Annotated in this window: 14 protein-coding genes; 8 read left to right on the top strand and 6 right to left on the bottom strand. The window is 43.9% G+C overall.

Translation table 11 applies throughout. The features are described 5' to 3' along the window. Nucleotides 1–95: 95 nt before the first annotated feature. Nucleotides 96–827: a hypothetical protein gene (locus NT010_05825; GenBank protein ID MCX5805575.1), complete on the bottom strand. Its 732-nt coding sequence runs from the start codon at nt 825–827 to the stop codon at nt 96–98. Between the two features lie 275 nt (nt 828–1,102). On the opposite strand from NT010_05825, the gene NT010_05820 reads away from it, so the two are divergent. Genes NT010_05820 through hgcB form a run of 3 tightly spaced genes read left to right on the top strand, consistent with a single transcriptional unit; the run spans nt 1,103 to nt 2,941 of the window. Then, nucleotides 1,103–1,630, top strand: coding sequence for a MarR family transcriptional regulator (locus NT010_05820; GenBank protein MCX5805574.1), 528 nt, complete (start codon nt 1,103–1,105; stop codon nt 1,628–1,630). Further along, entirely contained in the window at nt 1,587–2,645 is a 1,059-nt protein-coding gene (gene hgcA, locus NT010_05815) for a mercury methylation corrinoid protein HgcA (protein MCX5805573.1), read from the top strand. Before NT010_05820 ends, hgcA begins: the two co-directional genes overlap by 44 nt. Then, nucleotides 2,642–2,941, top strand: a complete 300-nt coding sequence (hgcB, locus tag NT010_05810; protein ID MCX5805572.1) for a mercury methylation ferredoxin HgcB — start codon at nt 2,642–2,644, stop codon at nt 2,939–2,941. The genes hgcA and hgcB overlap by 4 nt, the downstream gene beginning before the upstream one ends. A 7-nt stretch (nt 2,942–2,948) precedes the next feature. On the opposite strand, the gene NT010_05805 is transcribed toward hgcB, so the two are convergent. Further along, on the bottom strand, nt 2,949–5,132 hold the full coding sequence (locus tag NT010_05805; GenBank protein ID MCX5805571.1) for an ATP-dependent RecD-like DNA helicase: 2,184 nt from the start codon (nt 5,130–5,132) through the stop codon (nt 2,949–2,951). A gap of 184 nt (nt 5,133–5,316) precedes the next feature. Between NT010_05805 and NT010_05800 the strand changes: the two genes are divergently transcribed. Both NT010_05800 and NT010_05795 read left to right on the top strand, forming a co-directional pair. Then, nucleotides 5,317–6,300, top strand: a complete 984-nt coding sequence (locus NT010_05800) for a response regulator (GenBank protein ID MCX5805570.1) — start codon at nt 5,317–5,319, stop codon at nt 6,298–6,300. Next, nucleotides 6,287–8,425, top strand: coding sequence for a bifunctional (p)ppGpp synthetase/guanosine-3',5'-bis(diphosphate) 3'-pyrophosphohydrolase (locus tag NT010_05795; GenBank protein MCX5805569.1), 2,139 nt, complete (start codon nt 6,287–6,289; stop codon nt 8,423–8,425). The genes NT010_05800 and NT010_05795 overlap by 14 nt, the downstream gene beginning before the upstream one ends. A gap of 9 nt (nt 8,426–8,434) precedes the next feature. On the opposite strand, the gene rpmB is transcribed toward NT010_05795, so the two are convergent. The 4 genes from rpmB to NT010_05775 all read right to left on the bottom strand — a co-directional run bounded on the left by rpmB (nt 8,435) and on the right by NT010_05775 (nt 11,576). Next, a complete protein-coding gene (rpmB, locus tag NT010_05790; protein MCX5805568.1) occupies nt 8,435–8,626 on the bottom strand; it encodes a 50S ribosomal protein L28 in 192 nt (63 codons plus the stop codon). A 246-nt stretch (nt 8,627–8,872) separates the two neighbouring features. Beyond that, nucleotides 8,873–9,166 carry a MoaD/ThiS family protein gene (locus NT010_05785; GenBank protein MCX5805567.1) on the bottom strand — a complete coding sequence of 98 codons (294 nt, stop codon included), beginning with the start codon at nt 9,164–9,166 and terminating at the stop codon, nt 8,873–8,875. Next, entirely contained in the window at nt 9,144–9,782 is a 639-nt protein-coding gene (locus tag NT010_05780; GenBank protein MCX5805566.1) for a hypothetical protein, read from the bottom strand. The genes NT010_05785 and NT010_05780 overlap by 23 nt, the downstream gene beginning before the upstream one ends. Before the next feature lie 57 nt (nt 9,783–9,839). Continuing rightward, complete coding sequence (locus NT010_05775) at nt 9,840–11,576, bottom strand: aldehyde ferredoxin oxidoreductase (GenBank protein MCX5805565.1); 1,737 nt, start codon at nt 11,574–11,576, stop codon at nt 9,840–9,842. Nucleotides 11,577–11,882: 306 nt separating this feature from the next. Between NT010_05775 and NT010_05770 the strand changes: the two genes are divergently transcribed. From NT010_05770 to NT010_05760, 3 genes are all read left to right on the top strand, one after another. Then, the gene (locus tag NT010_05770) at nt 11,883–12,422 is read left to right on the top strand and encodes a hypothetical protein (protein MCX5805564.1); all 540 of its coding nucleotides are present in this window, start codon (nt 11,883–11,885) and stop codon (nt 12,420–12,422) included. A 143-nt stretch (nt 12,423–12,565) separates the two neighbouring features. After that, complete coding sequence (gene hisS / locus NT010_05765; GenBank protein ID MCX5805563.1) at nt 12,566–13,828, top strand: histidine--tRNA ligase; 1,263 nt, start codon at nt 12,566–12,568, stop codon at nt 13,826–13,828. A 163-nt stretch (nt 13,829–13,991) separates the two neighbouring features. Then, nucleotides 13,992–14,567 (top strand): ferritin-like domain-containing protein, encoded by a 576-nt coding sequence (locus NT010_05760; GenBank protein MCX5805562.1) that lies wholly within the window; start codon nt 13,992–13,994, stop codon nt 14,565–14,567. Nucleotides 14,568–14,583: the final 16 nt, after the last annotated feature.

Here is a 14,583-nt window from a genome sequence, read left to right as displayed (position 1 = left end):
TTATCCCATTAAACAGAAAAGAATGCAACACTTATTTTAATTAATAAAAAAGGCGGGTTAATTTGCTAACCCGCCTTTTTTCCTTTAGTATTTATTTATTTCTTTGGTGCCGGAGCAGCAGGTGTCGGGCTCTTTGGTGCCGGAGACGGTGGTGCAGGTGCTTTCTCCGGTGCAGGAGCCTTTGGTGCCCCACCAGGCTGCGGTGCACCTGAAAGAGAGCTCGTTATCTCATCTTTCTTTGCATTTATCTGATCATTTAATGCCTTAAGCTCATCAGCAGTTTCTTTCACTTTCGGGCCCTGGATCTTTTCTTTCACGGCTGCAAAATCTGTTTCCAATTTTGTAATTACGCTCTTGGCTTCTTCAACTGCCTTTGCAACGGCTTTCTTTTTCGGAACAGCCGAAACCGTGGCTTTCAGATCATCAATTGCCTTCTGCATGTCCTGGACAAGTTTGTCGGCATCTGCCTTCATTTTTGCCTTGGCAGCGTCAATACCTGCAATTGCCTGCTGCGCAATGGCCTCAGCCTCTATAGCAGCCTGTTTGGCCTCTTTATATTTCTTTCCCTCTACGTAGTCTTTCGCCGTCTTAAATGAAGCTTCCGCTTTAGCAAAGAGATCCGATACATAAACATGCGCTTCCTTTTGTTTTGCATCTCCTATAGACTTTTCGGCCTTTGCCATCTCTTCTGTAGGCGGTTTGGAACATCCTGTAAAGATTCCGAAAGACAAAATAAGTATTGCAATGAAAAAGCAGTAAAAAATACGTCCTTTAAACATACTCATACCTCCATAAATTATTTTTGATACCAATTCGCCTTCAATCATATAACTTTGTTGCCTCCTCCTCACACTCCGCTATTTCTGGGGCTCACGTCGCCCCCTCCACAAGCAAAGCTCGCGGAGCCTCCCCTTCTCGCTCACTGTGTGAGCTAATGCCTGCGTCGGCTCGTCGTCGTCGGCTCGTTCTATAAATGAATCCGAATTGGTATAAGATATTTTATCACATAATGAAACAAAATGCCAAATCCCGGATAAAAAACTTGACATATTTTATGTTGTGCTATACAATAGTTGTAATATGAAACTATTAGGTAAGCAACATGGATGAATTATTAATTCAACAATTCAGAAAAAACTTGCGAAAGCTTGAAAAAAAACTTGCTATACAACTCAAAGAAGATTCGTTCTGCTGTGGCGTTACCATAGCTCAATGCCACACTCTATTGGCTATTGAAGCAAAAGGGTTTACAACAGCTACTGAACTCGCCCTTGAGCTTGAACTCGATAAAAGTACTTTAAGCAGGACAATAGACGGCTTCGTTATAACCGGTCTTATCAACAGGGAGACCGATACAGATAACCGGAGGAGTCAGAAAATTTCTTTGACCTCCCAGGGTAAGAAGGTTACAGACAGCATCAACGTGCAATGGAATCTTTATTTTGCTTCCCTTTTTGCCCGCATTCCTGAATCCAAACATCAGGCCGTGATAGAAAGCATAGCGATATTATCGGACATAATCCCATCGTCTGAATGCTGCTGCGAAATAAAAGCTTGTGAAGATTTACAAAAAAAAGAGGACAAGAGTGACAACAACAGTAAAAGGATCAAAAATGATAAAAAAAAGTGAAGCTCCGGGGTGGATAATCGGCTGGCATCCTTCAGGAATGGGATTCGTCCCTGTAATCGATACACACCTTTCCTTTCAGGACAAACTCGGCGGCTTTCGTGCTCGTTGGGCAATCGGCAGAATGCACTATAAAGTCAACCCGGGCCTTTATGCAGCCGGAGCGCCCGATGCCGATTCACCGGTTCTGGTCACAGCGAATTACAAGCTGACTTTTGACAGCCTCAGAAAAAACCTTCAGCGCATAAAGGCATGGATTCTGGTGCTGGATACCAAAGGAGTCAACGTCTGGTGTGCTGCAGGGAAAGGTACTTTCGGAACTGAGGAGGTTATCAGGCAAATAAGGGCGGTAAATCTTTCTTCCGTTGTCCGTCACAGGACTCTTATCCTTCCCCAGCTTGGTGCGCCCGGTGTAGCCGCACATGAAGTGACACGAATGACAGGTTTTAAAGTTGTCTATGGTCCTGTACGGGCTGCCGATCTACCACGTTTTCTTGAAAACGGATTAAAAGCGGACAGAGAGATGCGTACCGTGTCATTTACTTTAATGGAAAGGCTTGCGGTTGTGCCTGTAGAATTTGTCAAGTCATGGAAAATAGCTCTTGCAGCCTTTCTGTTTGTATTCCTTTCCAAATATCCTGCAGGAGATATGATCTCGTGGTCAACCTTTTTTCTATTTCTTCCTTATGTGGGAGCAATCCTCATCGGCTGTCTCTTCGTCCCGGCATTGCTTCCCTGGACTCCAGGCCCTTCCCTGGCTTTTAAGGGATGGTTTATGTGTATCATCGCCGTAATTATCTACACCCTGTTGAACGGGAATCAACAAACAGAAAATATTGTGTATTTGCTTATCCTGCCGGCAATTTCTGCGTTTCTTGCACTCAATTACACCGGCGCAACTCCATATACATCGCTTTCCGGCGTGAAAAAGGAGATGAGATTTGCCATGCCGCTCATCGGTTTTACAGCAGGCTTCGGGATCGCGCTACATTTAATCAGTTTATGGAGAACAACATGATACATGCCATAAAATATCTCAAAGATGTGGTCACACTTGCGTTAGATGAATCAAAATGTACCGGCTGCGGCAGGTGCGCAGAAGTGTGTCCGCATAACGTTTTTGATCTGAAAAACGGTAAAGCATCAATAGCCGAACGTGACGCATGTATGGAATGCGGTGCCTGCAGCCGTAACTGTGCTTTTGAAGCAATAACTGTTTCGGCAGGCGTGGGTTGTGCCGCTGCAGTCATCCGCGGCGCCATGAAAGGCACCGCCCCTGATTGCGCATGCTCGGGCAAATCTGATTGCTGCTGACAGCCTGCTACTGGCTGCGATCCGGCATCAACCGCTTTTTTAGCATGGTATAGCGCATCTGCGGCTTATTGTTGTTTATGGCTATTGCCAGTGCCTTCCTTGTCCCTACAAGTATAACAAGTTTTTTCCCCCGTGTAATACCCGTGTATAAGAGATTCCGCTGCAAAAGCATGTAGTGCTGGGTAAGCAGCGGCATGATTACCACCGGATATTCGCTGCCCTGAGACTTGTGTACTGATATTGCATAGGCAAGAACGATCTCATCCAGTTCGGCATACTCATACGAAACAAGCCTGCCGTCAAAATCAACCCTCACTTCCTGCGTTTCCCTGTCAATCTCTTTGACTCTGCCGATGTCGCCGTTATAAACATCCTTGTCATAATTGTTCCTTATCTGAAGTACCTTGTCTCCAGTCCTGAATATTCTACCGCCGCGGATGATTTCATCCTTTTCCGGATTAAGTTCTTTCTGAAGCTCTGCATTGAGGTTTGAAACACCTACAACACCTTTATGCATAGGAGTGAGTATCTGGATAGCATTCAGGGGATCGTATCCGAACCGTGACGGTACACCTTCTTTGCATAGATACACAATCTTTTCCAGCACCTTTTCGGGTTCCTCGATTGCAAAAAAATAAAAATCATGGAGATACCCTTCACCGCCTCTGAAAAGAGGCATTTCGCCGCTGTTTATTCTGTGTGCATTTACAATAATCATGCTCTCCCTGGATTGCCTGAATATTTCATTCAATCTGACTACAGGCAGACAACGAGCATCAATAATATCCTTTAATACATTACCCGCGCCGACAGAAGGCAACTGATCCACGTCCCCTACAAAGATCAAAGTCGCCTTCAAGGACACTGCCTTGAGAAAATGATACATGAGTATGGTATCTACCATTGACGCCTCATCTATGATAATCAGGTCGGCTTCCAGAGTGTTTGACTCGTTCTTTTTAAAGTCTCCGGTGCCGGGGCTATATTCAAGAAGTCTGTGTATTGTCTTTGCTTCATGCCCTGTTGCCTCGGTCATTCTCTTAGCAGCTCTGCCCGTCGGCGCCGACAGCAGCACCTTCTGACCCATCCGTTGATAAATTTTAATAATTGCGTTGATTATCGTAGTTTTACCGGTTCCGGGTCCGCCCGTTATCACCATTACCTTACTGTTTATCGAACCCTGGAGTGCTTCAATCTGTTTCACGGAAAGAGCAATTTTCAATATCTTCTGCACCCACTCAATCGCCTGATCAATGTTGACAAGCCTCAATTGTTTAGGAAATGAAAGAAGATTTTTTAACTGTCGCGCAACACCACACTCTGACACATGAAATTTTGCTAAATAAACAGGCTTTTCATCTGTTTCACCTTCCTCTATAACCACCTTTTTTTCTGCAGTAATGGCATCGAGGGCAGAAGAAATACCTGATTCTTCAACCATTAGAGTCTCACTGCATTTTTTAACAAGGGGTTTGCAAGGATAGTAGACGTGGCCTTCATCAGACAATTCATGCAATACATAGAGTATCCCTGCCTCTGCCCTGATCTGTGAATCCTTCGGTATGCCGAGCTTTTCCGCTATTCTGTCGGCTGTGATAAAACCGATGCCGAATATATCCATGGCAAGCCTGTAAGGGTTTTCGCTTACTACTCTGACCGAGTCTTTGCCATACTGTCTATATATTTTCATTGCATAGGCAGGGCTCACCCCATTGCCCTGCAAAAATACCATGACATCCCGTATATCCTTTTGCTCTTCCCATGCTGTCTTAATCATCTCAACTCTTTTTTCAGCTATACCCTGGACCTCATGGAGCCTCTCAATTTCGTTCTCAATAATATCAAGAGTGTCATTCCCGAATTTCGTCACAAGCCTTTTTGCCATAACAGGGCCTATGCCCTTAATCATACCGGACCCAAGGTACTTTTCTATGCCCTTTACAGTTGCAGGCATGATTGTTTCATAAGATACTATCTTGAACTGCTCGCCGTATTTCGGATGTCTGTCCCAATAACCTGAAAGCTTCACCACTTCGCCGGGAATTATGGAAAAGAGGGTGCCCACTATCGCAACCATATCAGTTCTACCCTGCACCTTCATTTTTGCAATCGTGTACCCGTTCTCTTCATTGTAATAAGTAATCCGCTCTATCTGTCCTTTCAGTTCCAATTGCACCTTTTCGTTGTACATGGATTTATCTTATCCAAAACCGGCGGTAAATGAAAGGCATAAATGTTCAAGGCATATTGCGCTGACGAAAAATAGATTTTTATAGAAACGTGCTATACGTCTAATTTCACAATATCTGTACAATATTTAATACTTGTCATTTTTCCCTCATTACGATATTATAAAAAAATGAGGTTAATATAGCATGCGCTTGGGAATCCTTATCGTAGACGACGAGGAGGGCATAAGAAGGTCGCTTTCGAGAATACTTAGAGAAGACGGTTACACAGTCCAATCTGCAACAAACGGGGAAGAAGCTCTAACAATAGTCCGACAGAATCCTCACAATTTTGATATTGTTATCTGCGATCTCATCATGCCAGGGATGGACGGCATAAAAACAATCGAAGAATTAAATAAGCTGCATCAAGGTATTACAAAGATAATTCTCACAGGCTACGGCACACTGGAATCATCAATAAAAGCGATAGAAAACGGCATAGACGGATTTATCACAAAGCCTTTTGAAAATAAAGAGATCAAATGGAAGGTAAAGGAATATTATATAAAAAGGAGGATGAGACAGTTCATTTCGCCAGAAATATTCAATGAACTTATCGACGAACCTGAGCACCTTGAACCAAAGATCTCTCATTTAACGATCCTTTTTTCAGACATAAGAGGTTTTACACAGCTTTCATCCAAAATACCGCCGGCTGAGCTCGCTTCTTTGCTCAACAAATATTATTTCCAGCCGATGAGTGAGATAGTATTAAAACATAGAGGAATCGTTGACAAATATATCGGCGACAGCATCATGGCTTTGTTTGGAGCGCCTGTATACCATGATAATCATGAAGAAAATGCAGTGAAGTGCGCAGTTGAAATGGTAAAAAAGATGAAAGCAGAGGACCCAGGATTTCAAATGGGCATAGGAATAAGCACGGGCTATGTTGTTACAGGTATTCTGGGTTCAATCAACAAGAGAGAATATACAGCTCTCGGAATGCCGGTTAATGTAGCTGCCAGACTCCAAAAGCTTGCAGCCGCCGGTGAAATAATCATTTCAGAAGAAACGAAGGCAAAACTGGACAGCAAATTGCCCTTTGAAAAACTCGGTTCTATCGTAATTGCAACACATTATATGCCCACCGTTTATTACAAATGGACCGGAAATGGTCAGATTTAACGACATTGTAGAAGAGATACTGCGATACAATCCCCAGGCAGATATAAAGATACTTGAAAAAGCCTATGTTTTTTCTGCACAGGCGCATAAAGGTCAAACCAGGTTATCCGGCGAGCCATACCTTACACACCCCCTTGCAGTAGCCTATACATTAACAGTAATGAACCTCGATGTACCAAGTGTAGTTTCAGGTCTACTCCATGACACCATAGAAGACTCCTATGTGAGCAAGAAAGATATCGAAGAATATTTCGGACAGGAAGTTGCAGAGCTTGTAGACGGCGTAACAAAAATCGGCCAGATTCAGTTAAGAACATCGGAGGATTCAAGGGTTGAGAACTTACGGAAGATGATCCTTGCGATGAGCAAAGACATCAGAGTAATACTTATAAAATTGGCCGACAGATACCATAACATGCAAACCTTAAACTTTCTACCTTCAGAAAAGCAGGTTATAATTGCCAGAGAAACTCTTGAAATTTATGCCCCTCTTGCCCACAGGCTCGGGATAGAATGGATAAAGGGAGAGCTTGAAGACGAAGCCTTCAAATATCTTTATGCCTTGGAATACAAAACCATATCGGAAAAAATAGCAAAGAAAAAACAAGAAAGGGATGCATATATTAATGATGTAATAGAACTGCTTAAGGATAAATTTGACCAGTATAAATTGCATGCCGAGGTATCAGGCAGGGCAAAGCGGCTATACAGTATATACAGGAAAATGCAACAGGAAAAACTGGAACTGGATAACATATACGATCTGACCGCATTCAGGGTCACTGTAGACAGTGTCAGGGAGTGCTATTTGGCCCTCGGTTTAATTCATGCCTTTTTTAAGCCGATACCCGGCAAGTTCAGCGATTTTATTGGCATACCCAAGGCAAACATGTACCAGTCCCTCCACACGAAAGTAATAGGGCCTCATGGTGAAAATATAGAAATCCAGATAAGAACCCATGAGATGCACCGCCTTGCAGAGGAAGGCATTGCAGCCCACTGGAAATACAAGGAAGGCAAGGTATTTGACCCGAAAGAAGACAAGGTATTTGCCTGGCTCAGAAGAATCATTGAATCGCAGCAGGAATTAAAAAGCAATAAAGAGTTCCTGGAGATATTCAAGATAGACCTCTTCCCTGATGAAATCTATGTATTTACCCCAAGAGGTGAAGTAAGGGAGCTTCCGAAAGATGCAACACCGGTAGATTTTGCCTATGCGATACACACAGAACTTGGAAATAAATGTGTCGGGGCAAAGATAAACGGCAAACTCGTCCCTTTGCGATATGCGCTGAAAAGCGGTGATACAGTTGAAATCCTTTCGAATCCAACCCATAAGCCAAGTAAGGACTGGCTTGGCTTTGTAAAAACATCAAGAGCAAAAACCAAGATACGGCAGTGGATAAAAGCAGAGCAGAGAGAACAAAGCATAGAACTCGGCAAAATCCTGATAGAAAAAGAGCTGTCCAAACATGACCTGAGCTATTCCAAGCTATTGAAAACAGGGGATCTTTTGACCAGTGCTAAGGATTTTGGTTTTGAAACACTGGACGATTTTTTCGCAAGTATAGGTTATGGTTTACATACCCCGCATCAGGTACTCGGTAAGCTTATCCCTGAAAGCGAAAAACCAGGCAAGTTAAAACAGTTGATAAGCTCAATAAAACGGCCTAAAGACACTTCCATTAAGGTTAAAGGTATCGATGACGGGATGGTCGTAAGATTTGCAAAATGCTGCAACCCTATACCCGGAGATAAGATCTTCGGTTTCATTACCCGCGGCAGGGGCATAACGGTACACACCGAGGATTGTTCAAACACCCATACATACGATGAACAGAGAAAGGTCGAAGTTTCATGGGAACTGGATAAAAGTTTTACATATCCGGTAAAACTGAAAATATCCGGAGATGACAGAAAGGGTCTCATATCCGATATCAGCGCAGTCATGGCTGCAAGTAAAGTTAATATTATCAGTGCAAGCGCCATGACTTACCCTGACAGGTCAGCAGCAGGCATTTTTGAAATAGAAATAGGAAATATGTCGCAGCTTCAAAAAATAATGAAATCAGTTCAAAAGATTAAAGGTGTAAGATCTGTCGAAAGGATGCGGGGAGCAGGATAAAAAAAGAAATTATGCTGCTTTCTGGAAATTGCCTTTCTTAATGCACCTTGTACAGGCTTTAACTTTCTTTGTTACTCCGTCCTTCACAATTTTAATAGTCTGTAAATTCGGAAGCCACTGTTTTTTAGTTCTATTGTTGGCATGGCTCACGTTGAAGCCGATCTGCTTGCCTTTTCCACATAAATCACATACACGTGCCATCTTTCCTCCAATTCATGTTGCTTAAGGATAAGGATTTTACTAATTTACACATGGTATGTCAATAGAATTATCCCTGTCGTCATCTTAAAGAGAAGTGACTGTACCCCCTCTTTATCTAACCTCGTTTGTTCGGCCAGGATTTTTTCCTTGAAATATCTCGTCGATGCGGAACGATCGTCCGAGCGTACCTTGGCTATTGCGTCCATTCAGTTCACTTCGCCACCAAGCCCATGAGCTGGGTGATCCTTAGCCGCCTCCTATGGGAGGGAACAAGGCCAGCGTATCACCCTCGGAAAGCTTTGTTTCTAAACTGCTGTGACGACTGTTGATAAAGATTAGGGCGACCTCTGTTACAGGAATATTGACCTTGTCGATAATTTCTCCTACTGTTACTCCATCGGGAAGTTCAAACGTCTTCACATCGAACCGGTCTTTCCGGAATGTTGCAAATAATTTGACAATCACATGCATATCGGTCGTTCCAGGGGTATCGTGTTGTCTGCCAAATGATAATGTCTCATTGAAATTTATCTCTATCATCAATGCGGATTGTTATATAATCACCATTGCCGTAAGTACTTTCTGCGGATAAATCACGGGGGGCAATAATATTATCTCCAAGATACGCAGCATGTATTTCTTTCCAGAAAGCTTCCCTCTGTTCCTGAAGGAAGCCGACGATGGCAGAACAGCCCATGATAATACCCTTCCTGAGAAAAACAGGACCCAGTTCCTCCATGAGAAGGTTAAAGAGTTTGATGGTGATAGTCCCTTGCCGAGCGTCAACAGACATGTCTTTTTTGCGATAGGTAATGGAATTTCTCAGACATGCGTAAAAACCACCCCTTCTCAACGTGGCGCCGACAAGACCCGGAAGGGCCGAGGAAAATGCCACAACGGAATCGTCATTCAGAATGGTCCGGGAGATGTCATCGACACACTGTCCATCAAGGAAAACTGTACTTATCTTTTCTTCCACGAATAATTTTTTTAATGACAACTGCCGGAAAAGAAGGTCCTCAATGCTTTTCCCTACCTGACATCGGAAGAGGAAGCCGCTCTGAAAGATAGGCCGAAAATAGGGAAATAATGCTTCTCCTGCCTCGATACGCACACCGGGGCAATTTTCAAGGACCGCCCGTGTTTTGTTTTTCATCCTCTTCATAAATGGCAATACGGTTTGAGAAACAAAAAAGTTGTTTCTCGTCTCGTATTACCAGTTGAATACCTCGTCAAGTTCCTCATCGGAAACGTCGAAGACCACATTATGAGGAGGAATTTCCTGGGTCTTGAAAAATTCAGGCAATCTGTCCTGCTCTTTTGTAAAGCCTGCCCGAATATTGAAATCTCTCTCCATTGTGAGGACCTTTTTCCCATATTCCGTAACATCATTGCCGGTGAAGCTGAGGCCGCAGAAGGCATTGAGCAGATCAATGAGCGCCTGAAATGTTTCCGGTTGATCAAGTATGGCAAAAGCGATGAAGAGACACATGCCTGTCGAATCGATTGCTGCCGTGGCAATCTGAAGATTCCGGGAAAGTTCCACCTGTCCCTGTGGTTTCAAAGGATCAACAAATCCACCCACCTTCAGGATATTGGCCGTTGTTGCATAACCGGCTGTGTGGTCAGCGCCCATGGGACTTGTGGCATAGGTCACACCCAATCCTTTCACCGCTCGGGGATCATAGGCGGGCATTGCCTGGCCCTTGACAACGGGGACTCTTTCGACGCCGAATACTTTACCGGTCAGCGCAGCACCGCTCCCGATAATGCGGCCGAGCGGAGTTCCTTTCCCCACTTCGTGTATCAGATTGATTGCGCCGTCGGCATCGCCGAACTTGAGAAACCCGGCTTCCATAGCAACCCCGATGGTGGTCCCCATTTCTATCGTATCAAGTCCGTAATTATCGTCGAGGAAATCGAGCATGGCGATCTTATCCATATCGTCAATGCCACAGTCAGCTCCATGGGCCCATACTGTCTCGTATTCCGGTTGCTTACTCAGGTAGTGTCCGTCCTTATCGTTATATATCCCTGAACAACGGATGACGCACCCGCGATGACAGGCGTGGGTCGGTACGCCGCCCCTCTCCGTCTCAAGGGCTGCCTCGGTCTCGCCGCTTATCTTCGCAACACCGGCGAAGGTCCCTTGTTTAAAATTATATGTGGGATAGGCGCCTGCTTCATTGAGGATATTTGCCAACACATTTGTCCCGTAGGCAGGAAGCGCTTGACCTGTGACGCCATGTTTCAGCAGCCCCTCTATAAAAACCTTGTTTGCTTCCTTAAATCTCTCGGGATCTTTTGGCTGACGCATGGGCATGTCTGTGTCATCAAGGACAATCACCTTTACACCCTTTGAGCCCATGACCGCGCCGGGTCCCCCACGGCCGGCATGTCGTGCCGGTCTTAGTTCCATGTCAGTGAAAGCCACAGACGCTGCAGGAAGCCGCATTTCTCCAGCAGGGCCTATTGAAATGCAGGCGATCTTGTCTCCAAACTTTTCTTTCATTTTTGAGACCGTATCATAATTTCCGAGCATCCGGAGATCGTTGTTGACGGTAATTTTCACGCCCTCCTTATTTATGTATATTGTATAGAGGTCATCACCTTCGGGTTTCCCCTCGAGGACGATTGCCGCGTATCCCAGGCGCGCGAGGACTTGCGAAGGTTGTCCGCCTGAGTTTGATTCCTTGATACCACCTGTGAGCGGGCTTTTACATCCCACGGAAATTCTTCCCGACATGGCGGCAATGCTTCCGCTTAACAGACCGGGCGCAATGACGATTTTGTTAGTCCCACTTAATGGATGACAGGTAGGGGGAACTTCTTTAGAAACAATAGCAGATGTAAGTGCCCGACCCCCCAAACCAGTGTACACGCCGATTGGCTCAACAGTAAACTTTGGACCGCCCTTGGCTCCCATATTGACTCGTAAAATCTTGTCCATAATAGTACCCCCTATAGTTAATTATCGACTCTTTTTAAGTATACACCACAATCCTTGTTTTGCAAAGTCGGTGAATGTACTTTTCAGGAAAATAGCTAATTCTTACTACTAACGGAGACGTTTTGAGAAAATTCTTGAGTTAACGAACAAACAATGCCGTTTTTCGTAATATAACGAATAATCATACTTCACGCTACAACAGTACAATCATGAAATACCTGCAATTATAACGAGTTTCAATATTGGCATGAATAATGCTTTGATTAAAGGCAGGAGTCAAATAAAAATGAAACAGGAGAAAAGAAAATGAAAAAAGCGTTATTGATCGTATTTGCAATTATCCTCGGCGTCGCCTTCGTGACAACCGTGTTTGCCCAGACAGCGACAGATGCTGCAAAGGAAAAGGCAACTAAAGCAGCCACAGACACGGCAAAAGACAAAGCAAAGGCAGCAGGGGATGTTGCGAAAGACAAAGCAACAAAAGCTGCAACCGAGAAGGTAACACCGGCCCCGGAGAAAGCTGCACCTGCTCCCGCACCGGCAAAGAAAGCTGTTGCAAAGGCAAAGGTTAAACAGTTCACAGGGGAAGTCATTGCTGTAGATATGGCTGCCAAGACCCTTATTGCCAAAAACAAGAAAGGCGATATGACCTTTGACGTGACCGATGCCAAGATGAAGAGCGAACCCAAAGTGGGCGACAAAATCTTTGTGAAGTACACGGATAAAGACGGCAAGATGGTTGCCAAGTCTGTAGCAACTAAGAATGCGAAGAAGGCTAAAAAAGGAAAAACCGCTGAGAAACCAGCAGCTCCCGAGAAGACTGCCGCACCGGCACCAGCGAAGTAACCCAAGATCGAATAACCTGATAAAAACCGGGGAGAACATATCTTCCCGGTTTTTATATTGCCCATCCCCACAAATAAACTTTGAATTGAAGCCTGATATATGTTACTAATGAGTTGTATTTACACTATATTTCGCGAGGAACAATGGAAAAAATAAAAACATTAAGGGGATTCAGGGATATCCTGGGCGAGGAAATCCATAAATTCAGGCTTATAGAAGATATATCAAGAAAATATTTTGGTATCCTGGGCTTTAAGGAGATTGAAATTCCTATTCTCGAAAAGACAGAACTTTTTGTAAGAAGTATCGGAGATACAACAGATATCGTAGAAAAGGAAATGTTTACCTTCACGGATATCGGAGGTGATTCTCTCACATTGAGGCCTGAAGCTACAGCGGGCATTGTAAGGTCATATTTGCAGGAAGGTATGTACGTTAAGGAAAGAATGAGCAAGGTCTTTACCATGGGGCCTATGTTCCGGCATGAAAGGCCCCAGAAAGGCAGATTCCGGGAATTTCACCAGGTTGATGTTGAGGTTTTCGGGGTAAGTGAACCACTGATCGATGCAGAGCTTTTATGGATGATTTCCTTGATACTGCACGAACTCAACATCAATGATTACCGTATGGAAGTAAACAGTGTGGGCTGTAAAACGTGCAGGGAAACCTTCAGAGATATGCTTGTTTCATATTTTGAAGGGGAAAAAGACAGACTATGCGAGGATTGCGCCAGACGCCTGCAACGTAATCCTCTCAGGATATTTGACTGCAAAAATACCCAGTGTATCGAGATAAGCCAGGATTCACCCTTGCTTTATAATTATTTGTGCCACGGATGCATGGAACATTTTGATGCATTTCTGGAATATATAAATAGTTTTGGTGTCGATGTTGTTATCAATAAAAGGCTCGTCAGGGGGCTTGACTACTACACAAAAACTGTTTTCGAAGTAACGTCCGATGAGCTTGGCGCGCAGAAGGCATTCATTGCAGGCGGGAGGTACGATAATCTTGTTGAAGAGATGGGCGGTCCATCAACGCCTGGCATAGGTTTCGGCGCCGGTGTCGAAAGGCTGGCGTTATTGATGAAAACCGTTCCTTCATCTGAAAAACCTTCCTGTTTTTTTGCTTATATGGGAGACAGAGCAAGGAATTACCTTGTACCGCTCTTAAAGTCTTTTGCTAAAGAAGGACTGCCATTGTATTACTCATACGAAGGCAAATCTTTGAAATCACAGATGCGATATGCCGACAGCTTACACGTAGATTTTGTATTCATACTCGGCGACGATGAAATTGATAAAGGATCAATAACATTAAGAAATATGAAGACTAAAGACCAGCATAGTCTCCCCTTGGATCCTTTAAAACTCCCGCAGGAGATATTGAAGTTAATTACCGGATAGCTTATTGATCTCTCTTTGGAACACTTTCACAGCATAGAAATATAAAAAGCATAACAGGTTTGGCCAAAACTGAAGTCCCTTGACTTTTTTTATACACCGGATCGGTCATAAAGCGGGTTTCCCGGTGATATAACCTTTATAACTATAAAAGGAGGATTCACTCATGGACTTAAAGGGAACAAAAACTGAAAAGAATTTGCTGTTAGCCTATACCGGCGAGTCTAACAACAGGAACTTATATTCCTATTTTGCATCACAGGCAAAAGATGAAGGCTATGATCAGATTGCTGCAATTTTTTTGGAAACAGCCGACCATGAAAAAGAACATGCTAAGCAGGAACTGAATTTTATTCAAACAAGAGATGTGGAACTTCCTGCCGTTGTTTATCCTGTTAAGGGATTTGGCAAGACTGTTTCAAACCTGGAAACAGCCGTTTCCGGTGAACATTATGAACAGAGTATAATGTATCCTGAGTTTGCATGGACAGCCGATGAAGAAGGTTTTTTTGAAATCGCCCGAATGTTTAGATATATTTCCACTGTAGAAGCCCAACATGAAAAACGCTATCTTGCCCTTTTAAATAATGTAAAAGAAGGGAGAGTTTTTAAAAAAGATACGGTTGTAAAATGGAAATGCCGCGTCTGCGGCTATGTAAATGAAGATAAGGAGGCTCCGCATAGCTGTCCTGTATGTTCGTACAGCCGTGCTTGTTTTGAGCTATTAGCAGAAAATTATTAGGCCTGAATAGGAAAAA

This window comes from Pseudomonadota bacterium (genome assembly GCA_026388275.1).
In the GTDB taxonomy this organism is placed as follows: domain Bacteria; phylum Desulfobacterota; class Syntrophorhabdia; order Syntrophorhabdales; family Syntrophorhabdaceae; genus JAPLKB01.
The sequence above is the reverse complement of the archived record's forward strand: the minus strand, read 5'-3'. Positions and strand labels throughout refer to the sequence as shown.